21 protein-coding genes and 1 pseudogene are annotated in these 13,226 nt (G+C 60.8%); 6 read left to right on the top strand and 16 right to left on the bottom strand.

Annotated features, from left to right (window positions below; translation table 11 throughout):
• The first annotated feature begins 88 nt into the window (after positions 1 to 88).
• A complete protein-coding gene (locus tag ACWGTO_RS27460; protein ID WP_454577931.1) occupies positions 89 to 1,198 on the top strand; it encodes an acyltransferase family protein in 1,110 nt (369 codons plus the stop codon).
• Between the two features lie 32 nt (positions 1,199 to 1,230).
• Here ACWGTO_RS27460 and ACWGTO_RS27465 read toward each other — a convergent pair whose 3' ends face one another.
• From ACWGTO_RS27465 to ACWGTO_RS27475, 3 genes are all read right to left on the bottom strand, one after another.
• A complete protein-coding gene (locus tag ACWGTO_RS27465; protein ID WP_454577932.1) occupies positions 1,231 to 2,424 on the bottom strand; it encodes an acyltransferase family protein in 1,194 nt (397 codons plus the stop codon).
• A gap of 408 nt (positions 2,425 to 2,832) precedes the next feature.
• A complete protein-coding gene (locus ACWGTO_RS27470; RefSeq protein WP_454577933.1) occupies positions 2,833 to 2,982 on the bottom strand; it encodes a hypothetical protein in 150 nt (49 codons plus the stop codon).
• The gene (locus tag ACWGTO_RS27475) at positions 2,969 to 3,496 is read right to left on the bottom strand and encodes a hypothetical protein (protein ID WP_454577934.1); all 528 of its coding nucleotides are present in this window, start codon (positions 3,494 to 3,496) and stop codon (positions 2,969 to 2,971) included. The genes ACWGTO_RS27470 and ACWGTO_RS27475 overlap by 14 nt, the downstream gene beginning before the upstream one ends.
• Before the next feature lie 138 nt (positions 3,497 to 3,634).
• On the opposite strand from ACWGTO_RS27475, the gene ACWGTO_RS27480 reads away from it, so the two are divergent.
• Entirely contained in the window at positions 3,635 to 4,006 is a 372-nt protein-coding gene (locus tag ACWGTO_RS27480) for a nuclear transport factor 2 family protein (RefSeq protein ID WP_454577935.1), read from the top strand.
• Positions 4,007 to 4,184: 178 nt separating this feature from the next.
• On the opposite strand, the gene ACWGTO_RS27485 is transcribed toward ACWGTO_RS27480, so the two are convergent.
• The 12 genes and pseudogenes from ACWGTO_RS27485 to ACWGTO_RS27540 form a co-directional block, all read right to left on the bottom strand.
• On the bottom strand, positions 4,185 to 4,364 hold the full coding sequence (locus ACWGTO_RS27485; protein ID WP_454577936.1) for a hypothetical protein: 180 nt from the start codon (positions 4,362 to 4,364) through the stop codon (positions 4,185 to 4,187).
• A gap of 66 nt (positions 4,365 to 4,430) precedes the next feature.
• A complete protein-coding gene (locus ACWGTO_RS27490; RefSeq protein WP_454577937.1) occupies positions 4,431 to 4,829 on the bottom strand; it encodes an MAPEG family protein in 399 nt (132 codons plus the stop codon).
• Positions 4,830 to 4,930: 101 nt separating this feature from the next.
• Complete coding sequence (locus ACWGTO_RS27495; protein WP_454577938.1) at positions 4,931 to 5,296, bottom strand: DUF6572 domain-containing protein; 366 nt, start codon at positions 5,294 to 5,296, stop codon at positions 4,931 to 4,933.
• Positions 5,289 to 5,495, bottom strand: a pseudogene (locus ACWGTO_RS27500) (IS1 family transposase); the annotation flags it as partial. The gene ACWGTO_RS27495 and the pseudogene ACWGTO_RS27500, both read right to left, overlap by 8 nt.
• Before the next feature lie 39 nt (positions 5,496 to 5,534).
• Entirely contained in the window at positions 5,535 to 6,290 is a 756-nt protein-coding gene (locus ACWGTO_RS27505) for a phage terminase large subunit family protein (protein WP_454577939.1), read from the bottom strand.
• A 489-nt stretch (positions 6,291 to 6,779) separates the two neighbouring features.
• Positions 6,780 to 7,394 (bottom strand): hypothetical protein, encoded by a 615-nt coding sequence (locus tag ACWGTO_RS27510; protein ID WP_454577940.1) that lies wholly within the window; start codon positions 7,392 to 7,394, stop codon positions 6,780 to 6,782.
• Positions 7,395 to 7,573: 179 nt separating this feature from the next.
• Positions 7,574 to 8,041: a hypothetical protein gene (locus ACWGTO_RS27515; RefSeq protein ID WP_454577941.1), complete on the bottom strand. Its 468-nt coding sequence runs from the start codon at positions 8,039 to 8,041 to the stop codon at positions 7,574 to 7,576.
• 8 nt (positions 8,042 to 8,049) lie between these two features.
• Entirely contained in the window at positions 8,050 to 8,538 is a 489-nt protein-coding gene (locus ACWGTO_RS27520; protein WP_454577942.1) for a helix-turn-helix domain-containing protein, read from the bottom strand.
• 183 nt (positions 8,539 to 8,721) lie between these two features.
• The gene (locus ACWGTO_RS27525; protein WP_454577943.1) at positions 8,722 to 8,997 is read right to left on the bottom strand and encodes a hypothetical protein; all 276 of its coding nucleotides are present in this window, start codon (positions 8,995 to 8,997) and stop codon (positions 8,722 to 8,724) included.
• Between the two features lie 413 nt (positions 8,998 to 9,410).
• A complete protein-coding gene (locus ACWGTO_RS27530) occupies positions 9,411 to 10,151 on the bottom strand; it encodes a terminase large subunit domain-containing protein (protein WP_454577955.1) in 741 nt (246 codons plus the stop codon).
• Entirely contained in the window at positions 10,045 to 10,428 is a 384-nt protein-coding gene (locus tag ACWGTO_RS27535; protein ID WP_454577944.1) for a hypothetical protein, read from the bottom strand. The genes ACWGTO_RS27530 and ACWGTO_RS27535 overlap by 107 nt, the downstream gene beginning before the upstream one ends.
• The gene (locus tag ACWGTO_RS27540) at positions 10,421 to 10,825 is read right to left on the bottom strand and encodes a hypothetical protein (protein WP_454577945.1); all 405 of its coding nucleotides are present in this window, start codon (positions 10,823 to 10,825) and stop codon (positions 10,421 to 10,423) included. Before ACWGTO_RS27540 ends, ACWGTO_RS27535 begins: the two co-directional genes overlap by 8 nt.
• A gap of 346 nt (positions 10,826 to 11,171) precedes the next feature.
• On the opposite strand from ACWGTO_RS27540, the gene ACWGTO_RS27545 reads away from it, so the two are divergent.
• The 4 genes from ACWGTO_RS27545 (at position 11,172) to ACWGTO_RS27560 (ending at position 12,647) form a co-directional block, all read left to right on the top strand.
• Entirely contained in the window at positions 11,172 to 11,612 is a 441-nt protein-coding gene (locus ACWGTO_RS27545; protein ID WP_454577946.1) for a MucR family transcriptional regulator, read from the top strand.
• A gap of 39 nt (positions 11,613 to 11,651) precedes the next feature.
• Entirely contained in the window at positions 11,652 to 11,846 is a 195-nt protein-coding gene (locus tag ACWGTO_RS27550) for a hypothetical protein (protein ID WP_454577947.1), read from the top strand.
• A gap of 139 nt (positions 11,847 to 11,985) precedes the next feature.
• The gene (locus ACWGTO_RS27555; protein WP_454577948.1) at positions 11,986 to 12,255 is read left to right on the top strand and encodes a hypothetical protein; all 270 of its coding nucleotides are present in this window, start codon (positions 11,986 to 11,988) and stop codon (positions 12,253 to 12,255) included.
• An 86-nt stretch (positions 12,256 to 12,341) separates the two neighbouring features.
• A complete protein-coding gene (locus ACWGTO_RS27560) occupies positions 12,342 to 12,647 on the top strand; it encodes a hypothetical protein (RefSeq protein ID WP_454577949.1) in 306 nt (101 codons plus the stop codon).
• A 45-nt stretch (positions 12,648 to 12,692) separates the two neighbouring features.
• On the opposite strand, the gene ACWGTO_RS27565 is transcribed toward ACWGTO_RS27560, so the two are convergent.
• Complete coding sequence (locus ACWGTO_RS27565; RefSeq protein WP_454577950.1) at positions 12,693 to 13,046, bottom strand: hypothetical protein; 354 nt, start codon at positions 13,044 to 13,046, stop codon at positions 12,693 to 12,695.
• Positions 13,047 to 13,226 lie beyond the last annotated feature (180 nt).

Consider the following 13,226-nt stretch of genomic DNA (forward strand, 5'->3'; position numbering starts at 1 on the left):
GTGTGAGTTGAGTGTGCGCCGCAAAACTTTCTTGTGCATCGCAGCAATCAGTGCGTAGATAGGCACAGTAAAAACTGACGGAAACGGGATGACCGAGACGCGAGATTCAAGGACCGCCCACTTCGACGCCCTGCATGGACTGAGGGGTATTGCTGCCGTCTTGGTGATGCTCGGCCACTTCGCCGAATATACGGGCCGGCGATATGATCTGGCGCCTTCAGGGTTCCTTGCCGTGGACCTGTTTTTTCTGCTGAGCGGCTTCGTGATCGCCCACGCCTACGACGACAAGTTCCGAAAAGGGATGTCATTCCGGGGCTTCGCGGAGACCCGTCTTCTCAGGCTCTACCCGCTCTACTTCGCCGCACTCGGCCTGGCCATGATCGGCGTTGGCGCAGTCATCGCAACACAAGGGCTCGGTGCGTATTCGCGGCTGGATTTGCTTGCAACCCTCGGGTTTTCCGTTCTTTTTCTGCCCACGCCGCCATCGCTCTCGACGGCTCCCGACCTGCTTTTCCCGCTTGATGGCCCGGCATGGTCGCTGTTTTATGAACTCGTCGCCAATGCCTTTTTTGCCGCGTTGGCCACAAGGCTGGTTGCGCGCTCGCTGGCCGTCATCGTCGGCGTCGGCTTGCTGGCCCTGGTGCTGATGGCCTGGCATGGTGTCGCACTTGGCGGCGGCGCCTACTTCGACAACACGATCGCGGCTCCCGCCCGGATCACCTTCTCGTTCTTTCTCGGGGTCTTTCTCAACCGGTATGCGACCGGGGACAGCAGGGATGGCAATCTCTATATGCTGTTCCTGCTGGTGCTGTGCGGAGCGCTGATGACCTTCGATCCCGGCGAACATGTCCAGCTATACAGCCTGGTGGTTATCGTCCTGATCTGGCCCTGGCTCGTTCTCGTGGCCTCGCGCCTGCGGCTTTCCGGCTTCTGGCGCTGGATTGCGCTCTTCTCCGGCAACATCTCCTACGCCATCTATGTCCTTCACACGCCGCTCATCCGCCTTTCGAACGCCGCGGTCCAAGCGGTGAGCGATATCTCATGGAACGAGCACGGCCTGCCGTTCGTCCTGGCGACATCCACCCTGATCATCGCGGTCTCGGCATTCGCCCATTATGTCTACGACAAGAATATCCGGGCCCTGCTGCGGCATTGGCTTTCACTTCGCCGCGGGCGCGAGCGCGTGACACAGTTCTAGTCTAGTTCGAGGAGATCGGCTGGCTCCGCGCCCTACTCCGCCGGCGTTCTCTCCAGCGCCGCCGCGCCGCCCTTTCGGCCAAAGCGTTGGACGACGAAGCGGCCCGCCTTCTGGCCGGGGACCTCGATCAGGTTGTAGGTGATCCAGGACATGAGGGTCACCGTCGGCAGCACCACGGCAACGACGATCGCGAAGCGCAACGGCGCCGACAGTTGGTGGCCGTATTGGCTGATGACGAAGGCTGCGACGGGCTGAAGCACCAGCAAATGGATCAGGTAGATGCTGAAGGAAAGCTCTCCCATCAGGTGGAAGAACCGGTTGCTGAGCGTCACGGCGATCGTCCGCGCCAGCATTCCCGCCTTTCCCGGCAGCATGCGGTAGAGAACCAGCGCAAAGAAGCCCGCCACCAGCGCTTCACGCACCAGAAGCTTGCCCAGCCCCTGCTCGCCGCCAAAGGGCAGCGCCGCCAAAAGCAGCGCCAGTGCCAGGTACAGGATAGGCCGGGGCTGGCTCCGATGCACGATGCCGGCAAGCAGCATCCCGCACAGGAATATCTGCATCTTCAGCGGCAGGAACGACGGCATCGGAAAATGGATCGACAACAGCCGCATCGCAAACACGATGGCGCAGCCGACGGCCGCGACCAGGATGGCGCTCCTGATCCAGTCCAGCCTGCGCACCAGCAGCATGACGGCCGGGAACACGGCATAAAACTGCATCTCCAGCCCGAGGCTCCAGTCGGGCAGCGGCGTGCGGTAGGCGAGGTTCGGCACCAGACCGAACAGGAAGGTGAGATGGGCAACGATGTTCTTCAGGCTGCCGTCGAGGTAGCGTTCGGGCGCCTGGTGCGATCTCGAGAGGAAATCGTCGATGATGATCCTGCAATCGTAGACATAGGGGCCAAGCGCCAGCGCCAGGAAAAGCATGACATAAAACAGCGGCGCGATCCGGAAATAGCGGCGCGTCCAGAATTTCAGCCAGGTTTGCGGCCTTTGCCAGGGCTCCTTGTCCTGGCGCAGCTGATAGTGGAACACCATCAGGAAGCCGGACAGCATGATGAACAGGTCGACGCCAAGATCCGGCTCGCCGACGATCGGAATTCGCCAGCCGGTCAAAAGCAGGCAGTGCCCGACCAGCACCCAGATCGCCGCAAGCGCGCGAAGCCCGTCCAGGCATTCGATGCGCGACGACCTGATATCCGTGATGCTGGTTTCGTAGCTGGCCATGTTGCACTGCAGCATGGCGCTTGAGGAGCGATTGTCAACCCGTTGAGAGATGACGAATTGCGGTTGGATGTTATGGTTTAGGAGATCGTGTTCTCCCATAGCGTTGGCCATTGCGAGATGAAGAGGAAGCGCGGCGGTGATTAGCAATCTCCCCCCTTGTGGGGGAGATGTCCGGCAGGACAGAGGGGGGCGTGAAGGATCGCAGCGTCACCGCCCTTTCAGATGCAATGCCGTGGAAGGCTAAGCGGATAGGTCGGCGGGACAGCGCCCCCCTCTGCCCTGCCGGGCATCTCCCCCACAAGGGGGGAGATCAAGCTCACCCTCGCCGTTTCAGCAGCCTTGCATGCCGGCGCCAGTACCACCACGCCAGCACGCGTTTCCTGAAACTGCGCTTCATCGCGGTCATGGTCATACCCCCAGAAGCACGCGGCGCTGGCCGGTGAGGTCGCCGGGGGCGAGATCGGTTTTCACAGTGCTCGCCGTGCCCTGGTTGCGTTCGAGCTCGGCCCTCAGCGCCGCCTCGCGCGCCTGCACGTCCTTGTCTTCAGGCGTCGGCACCGGCGGCAGCGGCTTCAGGGCGGGTGGTTTTTGAAACAGACACATGGTTCCAGCCTTCTCTTGTCCAGTCGTAGAGGAAAAAATCTTCGCCGTTCCTGCCGTAGCCCGGCAGCCGGCAGCGCTGCGTGGCGCCGAGCCGGCCGAGCCAGCGCAGCGCCAATTCATTGGCGGCAAGCGCCCGCGCCTCGACCCGCCACGCGCCCCGCGCCGCGACCTGAGGCCCAAGCACCGCATGGAAGTGTGCGGTGATGCCAGGCACGCAGCGCCGCATGCGGCGCGTGCCCCAGCTCCAGGCGATCCACAGCCCGCCGCGCTGTTCGGCGGCGCCAAAGCCGGCCTCCGGATTGCCGTCGAGCTCGGCGACCCAGGCAAAGCCCTGCAGCGCCGTCAGCGCCAGCAGCGCCGGCGACCAGTGGTCAAGCTGACAGTCGATCTCGGCCCGGTCCTCAGGGCGCAGATTGGCGGCGATGTAGGAGAGATCGCGCAAAGTGGCGGGAATGATGCGAAGGGTCATGCAGTGGCTCGAGCATGGAAGTTCGCTGCCGCTGGCGGGCCGCGGAGAGCCGCGGCCTTGACCGGCCCGCTTGCCAATGACCTATTTCGGATAGCGAACGCGTAAACTAGCAGTTGGGCGACTGGAGGAGACGGGCGAATGGACATTCGATCGACACTGACGGAGCTATGCGAAGCCTTCAACGCGCACGACCTCGATCGCATCATGGCGCATTTCGCCGACGACTGCGTCCTGGAGATGCCGAGGGGAAGCAACCCCTGGGGCTCGCGCTTCGAGGGCAAGCAGAACGTGCGCGACGCGCTGGCGACACGCTTCGAAGGCCTGCCCGATGTCCACTACGGCGACGGCGAGCATTTCGTCGATGCGGCTGCCGATACCGGCATGTCGAAATGGATCCTCACCGGCACCACCCGCGAAGGCGTGAAAAAGGAGGTCCGGGGTTGTGACTTCTACACGTTCCGCGACGGCAAGGTGATCCGCAAGGATTCTTACTGGAAGATCGTGGAGTAAAGCGGCGCGTGCCGCAGCTCCAGGCGATCCACAGCCCGCCGCGCTGCTCGGCGGCGCCAAAGCCGGCCTCCGGATTGCCGTTGAGATCGGCGACATAGGCAAAGCCCTACAGCGCCGTCAGCGCCAGCAGCGCCGGTGCCGCGGGTAGTCGGGAGCGAAAGCGACGGGCGCCTCGCCCCTACCTGAACGCCCCCAGCGGGTCGCTCTGCCCCGCCGGCCGCCGCGCGCTCTTGAATTCCGCGGGGTCCACAACCGCCTGCATCATCACGCCATACCGCGTCGCGGCCATCAGGTCGTCGCGCAGCTTCACCACCTCCTGGCGGCGGTGGAGGCGGAATGCCTCAAACCAGTTGCTCAACGGCCAGTATCCCCTTGGGAGGTCGGATGGCGATCGGAACCGAACGCGACTTTCGGGATGCGGACCCTACACAGGCCAGGCTGATGCGAGGAAAAGAAGGACAATTCCAACAAACGCGACGTTCCAGACGAGCGAGCGGAGCAGGAAAACGCCCGCTGCGTAGAGCAGAAGGTAAACAACCCTGGCCGAAAAATAGAGGCCAGCTCCCCATTGGCTCAGGCTGCCCTCGCGGCCGAGCACATGGACAAGGAAGACACCGGCCACAAATACCGGAAACGTCTCGAGGAAGTTTCGAAGCGCTCTTTCCAAGCGCCCTGCCACGCCAGTGAGCGGAGGGACTTCGGCGTCACGAGAGCTCGCCGTCCAACGATAGCCCCGCTGAAGGCTGGTTGCGTGCGAGGAGATGACAATCTGAATCAGACAGAGCACGCAACTCGCTACAAGCATGGCCAGCTCGAAGGTCATTCAACCCCTCACCATTTTCCATGGAGCTTACCAGATCGGCGCGTTGTGTGTCTGCCCGGGCCGACGGGTCGGTAGTGTCTCAGTTTGAAATTCCACCGCAGCTAAGCAAGATATCGTCGGTATTCCGCAGCCATACCATAGCGGAAGCGCACGCCATCGGTTGCGAGCCTCTTTGAGATTCCAGACAGAACCGGCTCTGCAGTCGGAGCAGGCTCGTAGCGGAATCGAAGGACAATCGACACCTTGTCTAACGAGGTTTTTGGATACCTCTTTCGAAACTGATCGCTGCCCGCAATCTGCAGGTAGGAGTCCGCTCTCGTCGATATGATCTCTAAGTGCGCAGCCGTCGCTTCTTCATCTGTCCAACCTAACATATCAGTGATGACGAACCGCAGAAGATTGTTTCCCAAAGGAACTTCCAAATCGTTCGAGAAGTCATCCCTGATAGCAAAACCCTCGTTATCCATTATCCTTTAAGCGTTTTTTGTAAGGGCCTCGCTTGCCCGGCTTCGGCGCAACGGCGTCCATCTTCTCACAAAGGTCTTCCATCGACCAGAGCGTCTTGGACACGCCAGCGGCCATTGCCGGCGTCATTTTCAGCGTCTTGTGCATTTTGATGAAGTTGTACCAGACCGTGTACAGCGCAACCATGTGAACGTGGTTCTCAAACTGAGACACTACCCGACGGTCCGCTCTTTCGGCCCCTCACCGAAACGCCCCAAGCGGGTCGCTCTGCCCCGCCGGCCGCCGCGCGCTCTTGAACTCAGCCGGATCGACCACCGCTTCCCGCAGCATCATCACGCCGTAGCGGGACGCGGCCATCAGGTCGTCGCGCAGCTTCACCACCTGGCCGTTCTTTCGGTGAAAAAGCCGAAACTCCTCGAACCAGGGCAGCAGCGTCGAAAACACCTTGAAGCGGCCGGACTGCATGCGGTCGAGCATGTCCATCAGCCCGGCCTCGACCGAGACCGAGCCGTCGGCGAAGCGGGCGTGACTGGTGAGCATGTTCAGCCCATGCGCGGCATATTGTTTGGCGAGCGCGGTGCCCGCCCCTTCCAGTGTTTCGCGGCGGCCGTCGCGCGGCCAGGCCCATGGCAGCCACTCGCCCCATGGTTTGAGCGTCAGCACCTGCATGGCCGGGGTCTGCTGCGAGGCGCGGGCGGCCTTGGTGACGTAGACGACATCGGCCTCCGTGTCCCAGGCAAGCTCGACAGCAGCCGACGGATGATCCCAGCCGAAATCGAGCGCGCCGAGGCGCGGCCAGTAGCGCGGCAGCCGGAACGGCTCGCAGGCGATCAGCTCCTCGGGAACCGGAAAGATGCGGCCGGAGCCCAGCACCGGAATGCCCTTGGCTCTCGCCTCGCGCTCATGCTCGGGATAGGCGGCAACGATCGCGGCGCGCTCGTCCGGCGAATAGTGCCCGGCATCGTCGATGGTCATGAAGGTGACGTGACGGGACATGCCTCACCTCGGTCAGTCGGACGCCGATGGTATTCTCAATGGGAGGCTAATATACGTAGACGCTCCAACGAGCAGCGCCTGCCAGATGCTTGAGGAATGCCATGCGCAGATTCATCTTCACGGCGATGTGTATCGCCGCCGCGACAGCCGCTAGCGCCCACGATTGGTACGAAGACAGGATTGACCCACAGACGAAATTCAAGTGTTGCGGTGGTTCTGATTGCCGCGCCATACCTCAGTCTTCGGTGCGGTCCAGGATCGACGGCGGTTACATCTATTTGCCGCATAAATTCATCATCCCACCGGACCGTGTGCAGGATTCCCCAGACGGCCAATTCCATATCTGCGAAGGTACCTACGTCATAACCAATCAGCTGTATTTGCGTTGCTTCTTTGCACCTCGTGTAAAGGTCTCTCTACTTCTTCCGCGCTGAGGTAGATCCCGAGCGTCGCTGCGGCAGCACCGGCGCCCAGCTTTCCAAGTCGCGATCAGACAGCCCCGCGTTTGATACGGATCACCTTTGGCGCCTGCGCGTCCATGAACATGTAGCACCTGCCCAGCAGCGCTTTTTTGCCGAGTTCGTCGAACACGTTCTGCCCCAGCGGCGTGATCAGCACCTCGTCCGTAGCCAGCCCATCCTGGTGGCGGGCCTCGATCTCTTGCCAATGCGCTTTCGCAACATCGGAAAGCACGACATTGAAGGCCGGATGATTGTAGCTGACCAGCACGTTGCCATCATCCATGTCGGACGGCTTCATGTCCGGGTGATAGTTGTAGGTCAGGGAAAGCGTCTGCACGGCGGCCTCTGATGCCGCATCGTCGGAAAGGCCGGCTTCCGTCAGCACGCAGGTGCCGTTTTCAAGGACGGCAAAGTCACGCCCCCTGTCGAAGTAATAGCCAAACCGCTCCTCGATGCGATCGATGGGTTGTGAAAAAGACGGTCGCCATTTCGGCACCGGGGGAAATATCTTTGCCACCTCAGCACCGCCCGCCGGCGACACGACAAGCGACGACAAACCGCCTATCAATACCTGCCGCCTGTTCATGGACTTGATGCCGCGATGACCGTAGCGCCAGTCTAGTTGCGGATCGCGAATCTGCAATATGCTCAGGTGTCAAGAATGGCTCGTTTCGCACCGTTACCTCGACCAGTACGGCGATCAGACCGCATGCCTGGTAGATCACCGTCGCCGGTCAAATGGCGTCAATGCTGACGCCATGCTTAGCGGCGCGCTCAATCATTCGGTGAGCCGCGTTTGGGCTGGATATTGGCAGCGTGCCGCTACTTAAGAACCGGAAGCGGCGGCAAGTTAAGGCCTGATTCTGCGGACAATCTTGAGACAAGCGCCCGATAGTACGGGTACGTGGCGAATCGCCCGACCCGCTTCAAAAATGCGAAGGCGTGTACTTCTTCCACCCTTGCAACCTCTTCGTATGTAATGACGTAGAGGGCGTCGATAGAAAACAGTTTGGAGCGACCTTGCATCATTCTTGCGGACCAAAAAATCTGGCCCCCAAGAAACCCTTCATCGGGATTGTAGCTCAAATTTTCAAATCTATGGTCGAATTGGCTCGACGGAACAGGTTCAGGGTTTTCAAGAACCATGACCTGAAAAAACTTTGGTTTGATGTCGAACTTTAACCGGATCATTTTTATGTCGCCGAGCTGCGCGGAGGCAACCACAGCGTCATAATCTTCCCTTGCTCGATTCCTCACGCTTGAGACGGGGGCGACTTTTTTGCCGGGCACCGATGACCTCACGCCGCTTGGGATTCAGCCGGGTCGGCGCCATTGTCATTCAGAATCGGTTGTTCGCTCGCAAAGCCGGCAAAGAACTGATGGTGTTCCCGAATGAGTGTGACCCAATTATTGAATTCCTTCTTGCTCGGCGAGAATCCGGTAAGAACCTCGTCCGCCAGAACCCAAGTGTCCAAGTTGCTCGGCTTGATAGCCGGGTGAGGTGCAGCCTTGGTGGCTTGCTTGGGGCGGACAAAATCAACCACTAAGTCATAGTCAAGTGCCCATGCCAGCTCTGCCATGCTATAGAGGGTGAGGTTGGTCTGACCCGTTACCCTCCGATTGATCACAGACCGATTGACCCCCAATTTCTTAGCTAGAGCCCGTTGAGTAACGCCTGATTCCTCTTTGGCAGCGATGACCGCCTCAGCGATTGCCTTCTGGACCTTGTGAATGCTCCGCCCAATTTTGCGGTCTTTCTCAGCGAGGGGCATTTGAAAGGATGTCATTGTAGCCTACTCCATAAACGCATGTGGACGCGCCTAGACCGCAAGTGCGTCGGTCCTGTGCTGCTAAGTCCCGATGCTGGCCGTATAAGCGAAAGCGCTCGATCTGGTGCTTTAAACCAGCCGAGGTCCCGATGAAGATATTCTTGTCGGGGAACCATCCGAAAACTCGAAGGTCAGTTGTCCTTAATTCCCAGATCCCTTACGCGTCGGCTTGATGACGCGCAGGTGGCGACGAAACTCAAGCGTTTCGCCAGACACAAAGTCTGCGAATAAGGCATCCAATTGCTGGATCGGGGTCAAATCGCCTCGGTTGCCATCCAACACGGGAAGCTCGCTTCCCATCCATTTTACAAGGCGGTCGACGGCTAGAATTGTTCGCCATTGCCGTTGCTCTCCATCCAATGGAACGTCAACGCGCGTCAGCGCTTTGCGTTCAATCAATTGTTCGATGGTTGCCATATATGTCAACAGGGTACGAAAAAAAAGATCTAAATGATGCAACCGTGCGTCAGCGTTACCTCAACCTTTATGCCAAGGCATCCACGGCGACAGTCCCACCCTAGTTAGGAGCGTCTAAATTCCCGCAAGTCAAGCCCAAGTACTTCCGACACAATTTCTCGTCCAAATCGCCGGAAAGCCGCAAGTTACCTTCCGCCTTCACCAGCCCCTCTGCGTCTTGATGATGCACTCCTTGATGGACTTCCAGCCCTTAGCCTGTACGATCCGCGTTACGTCTCTATTTTGAAGGGCCGCCTTCCGCCTCGTCCTCCAGGGTCAGTCTGTAAAGCTCCCCCTTTCGTAGGCTGCTGGGCTTACGCCGCAATGGCGCAAGGTCATGCGAGAAGTTGGTCCTTTTTGTTAGATAAGACCGCTTATGTTTTCGCCTTGCCCTCCACCTCCTGCGCCGACAAAAACCGCAGCACCACATCACTCATCCCCAGCAGCGGCGTAAACGTCACGATGGTGATGCCGCCGGTGGCGTTGGTGCGGGTGAGCCCCTCGGAATAGATGTCGAGCGGCGGCTCCTCGTCGAACCAGACGCCGTGCAGCGTCTCGCCCTGCCACTTTTCGCGGCCCTTTTCGTAACTCTTGAACGACAGCACCGATTCATCGGCCTGCACGTCGCCGCCGCCGCCCCAGCGCACCACGATGCTGTCGAGCGCGCCGGGCGTGCCGCGGCCCATGGTGGTGTGGAGAATGGCATCGGCCGGGATCATGCCTGTGCCCCACGCCGCCTGCTGCTGCGGCGGGCCGACCAGCACGCGCTGCGGGTTGTCGCGCGTGCCCTCGCCGGTCACGCCGGCCGCCCATAGCCGCACAGCGGTGTCGAAGGTCCTGCCTTGCCACCACCAGGGATAGCGGCCAGTGAGGTGCATGGCCCATTCGGCGCCACCGGCCCGGGTCTTGCCGAGCTGGTTGCCGGCCATGAACAGCCGCTCGCGGTTGATTGCGCCAGCGGCGTGGAATTCCGCCTGGCGTCCATACGGCTTGTAAGACGCGAGCTGGTTAGTCCTGCGCCTGCGATCCAGCTCCTGCAGCAGCGCCAGATAGTGCCTGCGCGCCGCTACCGCCCGGCTTGTCGCCGAACGGCCCGAGGACGGCTTCAAGGCCACGGATGCGGCGGCGGATCTCGTCATCGCTCAGGCTTTCCAGACTGTCGGTGAAGGCATGAATATCCCTGGCCAGATCCTTGGGCAGCACCGATTGCACGATCTTCAGATACTGGTCGGGCTTGTCGGACCTGACCGCGGCAATGACACCGGCGCCATGGGCCCGAAAATCGGCGCGCACGGCGTCGAGAAAATCATCGCCAAGCGTCTTTTTCGTCCGCTTCGCACCGGCGGGCGGCTTGCGGTCATTGCCGGTAAGCGGTTTTGTCCGCTCAGCCATGATCGGAAATCCCGACCGGCTCCGCCTGGGCGGCCGGCTTGGCCGGTCGCTTGGTCTTGCCGGACTTGCGCCGCTTTGCCCTTGCCGGTTTTTGCTTGGCCTTGCGGCTGGCCGCATCGGCGGCATCGGCTGCCGCGTCGCCCCGTTTCGCAGGCATGGCTTTCAGATTTGCCCTGGCAAGGCCGATAGCCCTGCCATCCTCCGCGCCGCTCGGGAAGCCGAAGCCGCCGATGGCATCGACGGGACCGCCGCGAACCATGCCGATCAGTACGCCAGCTACGACCAGCTCGATGCGGCCGATACGCGCCTGAGGGGCAGCGCCTTCGAACACGCCGATGGCGCTGATGACCTCGCGGCCGTCATCGTCGGTAATGATGGTGGCATAGCGGTTGGACATGCGGTCCTCGCAGATACAATGAACCGAAGATGGCGTTTCTTCGCGCCCCCTCTGTCCTGCCGACACTTGGGCCAACAACGGCGCTTTTGCTTCCGCAATGGCCTGAAAAAACAAAACCCGCCTCGGTGGCGGGTTGTTGGCGCAAATCAGCACCATGGAGAAATCATACGATAGCTGCCCTCATCGGTCAATAGGAAATAAGAAACAATTCCTACTTCAGCCGGAGACTCTGCGATGTTAGCGCTACCATATTCGGCGTCAAGTCATATGCATATGTGCTAAAGTGCCATCCCGCCGGCGGGCTTTGTCTGATAGTTTATAGTTTGGCATCATGGGGGTAAAAGCCATGTCTGACGACAAAATCAGAAATATAAATTTGACGGCCGACATCGTCGCGGCATTCGTGCGCAACAATTCAGTGCCTCCGGATGGCTTGCCGGCGTTGATCGAGAGCGTCAATTCCGCCCTGGCGGCCGTGGACAATCCGGTTGCTCCCCCGCAACCTGCACAGGAGCCTGCCGTCAATCGCAAGCGTTCGGTGACGCCGAATTTCATTTACTGTCTCGAGGACGGCAAAAAATTCAGGTCGCTGCGGCGCCATCTCGGCTCCGCCCATGGCATGACGCCGGAGGCCTATCGCACCAAATGGGACCTGCCCGGCGACTATCCGATGACGGCGCCCAGCTACGCCGCCAAGCGATCCGAGCTGGCAAAGGAGTTCGGGCTCGGCATCCGGACAGAGGCGCCGGCCGCCAAGGCGCCGGCCAAGCGCAAGACCAAGGCGTAACGCGACGTCCCCGCGCCGTTCGCCGTCCGGAGGGCGATCATGGTGGCCGACGAGCCCAATGACGTTCGTGTCGAGCGCGTCGATCGCCACCAATGGGCGGTGCTGGTTGCCGACAATGGCACGGTGACCCAGCGCCTGTTCGAAGCCCAGGCCGCGGCCGAGGATTTTGCCGATGGCGAGCGGACAAGGCTCGGCCTGCCCGCCAGACCGCCGGCGGAGGATCCGCTGGCCTGAGCGTGATGACCTTCAGCTGACTGCGGGATATCGCCTGAATTGCGGCGGATCGCTGGGCACAGCCTTCGACAGGCATCGACCGACTGGTCATTAGCTGGCGCTTATGGGATCATTCCAATCCGACTCGGGGGAGTGCGGGATGGACAAACCAGCCATGGCATCCGTGTTCAGGATGCGGCATGCGCCAGCGACTGTTTCGGGCGTTCGCAGCGTCGGCCAGGGACAGGCCGATCCGGTCATCGGCAGACGTCTGCTCGGCGACGCGATCCGTTTCGTCATCGACGCCCACCCCCACTACGACATCAGCGCCGTTTCGATCGCCTATGGCGACGGCTCGGCTCCGCGCCTCGGCAGCAGGGAGGTCAAGGCGCTGTGGGCCGAGTATGGCCGCCGCTGGATGGAAGAATAGGATCACGCCCGAGCCTTCCCGGCAATCGTCTCCCTGGATCGGAACGGAGGCTCGCGCGTTGAGCCTGGATCAATGGGAGCAAAGCCATGAATGTCGCCAATCTGCAACTCGAGGGCCTGCTGATGGCCGTCGCTTCGATCAACCAGGTGCTGGTGCGCAAGGGCGTGCTTACCGTTGAGGAGATCGACATCGCGCTGCGCAAGGCCGAAGCCGGCGAAACCGGCGAAGAGCGCTCCGGCGGCATGTCGGCGTCGAGCCGCGATGCCGTCAACTTCCCGATCCGGCTCCTGGAGCTGGCCAACCAATGCCAGCCGGAGACGGACATGCCGTCCTTCTCGAAACTGGCGCGGATGGTCGGCCAGATGAAGGAACCGTATAACGACCAGATGTGAGGCGGCCCTACCCGCAGCCGCGACCAGCCCGCGAGGCGGCTGATCTCAATACCGTCCCTGCAGGATCTTGATGAGCTTGCTGTTATCAGCGCTGGGCGAGAGCATCTTGCGATAGTCGGCGTAGGTGATCTTGCCATTGGCCAGCGCATTGAGGAGCCGGTTGCAGAAGGCGGTTTCGTATCTTGCCGGGCTGACATTCATGAGTGCAGACAAATTGTTCTTGTCGGACTGCGGAGTGGCTCTTTGGTCGGCGACGCAATCGTTGATGACAGAGCGCTTGGCGGCCGGGCTGCCGAGACCGGCATGCATGGTTTCGAACTCTCCCTCGGTCATGGAGGTGCAACCGGCAACCAACGACATTCCGACAACAACGACAGCAAAACGTATGGCTATGTTCATGAATTCTCCCTTGGACCTGTCACCGTGCTTATCGCGCCAAAACACGCAAGTACAGTGACAATATCGTCGTATTCGGCCGCAAAGCTTAGGCCAGGCTAGTCGCCGTCGCTCTGGCCTAGGGGGGCCTGTTGCGTAATTGGCTGGTTGTGATTCTGTGAGTGGGAAGCTCGGAGGGAATCG

The sequence above is a fragment of the Mesorhizobium sp. PL10 genome, from assembly GCF_053714315.1.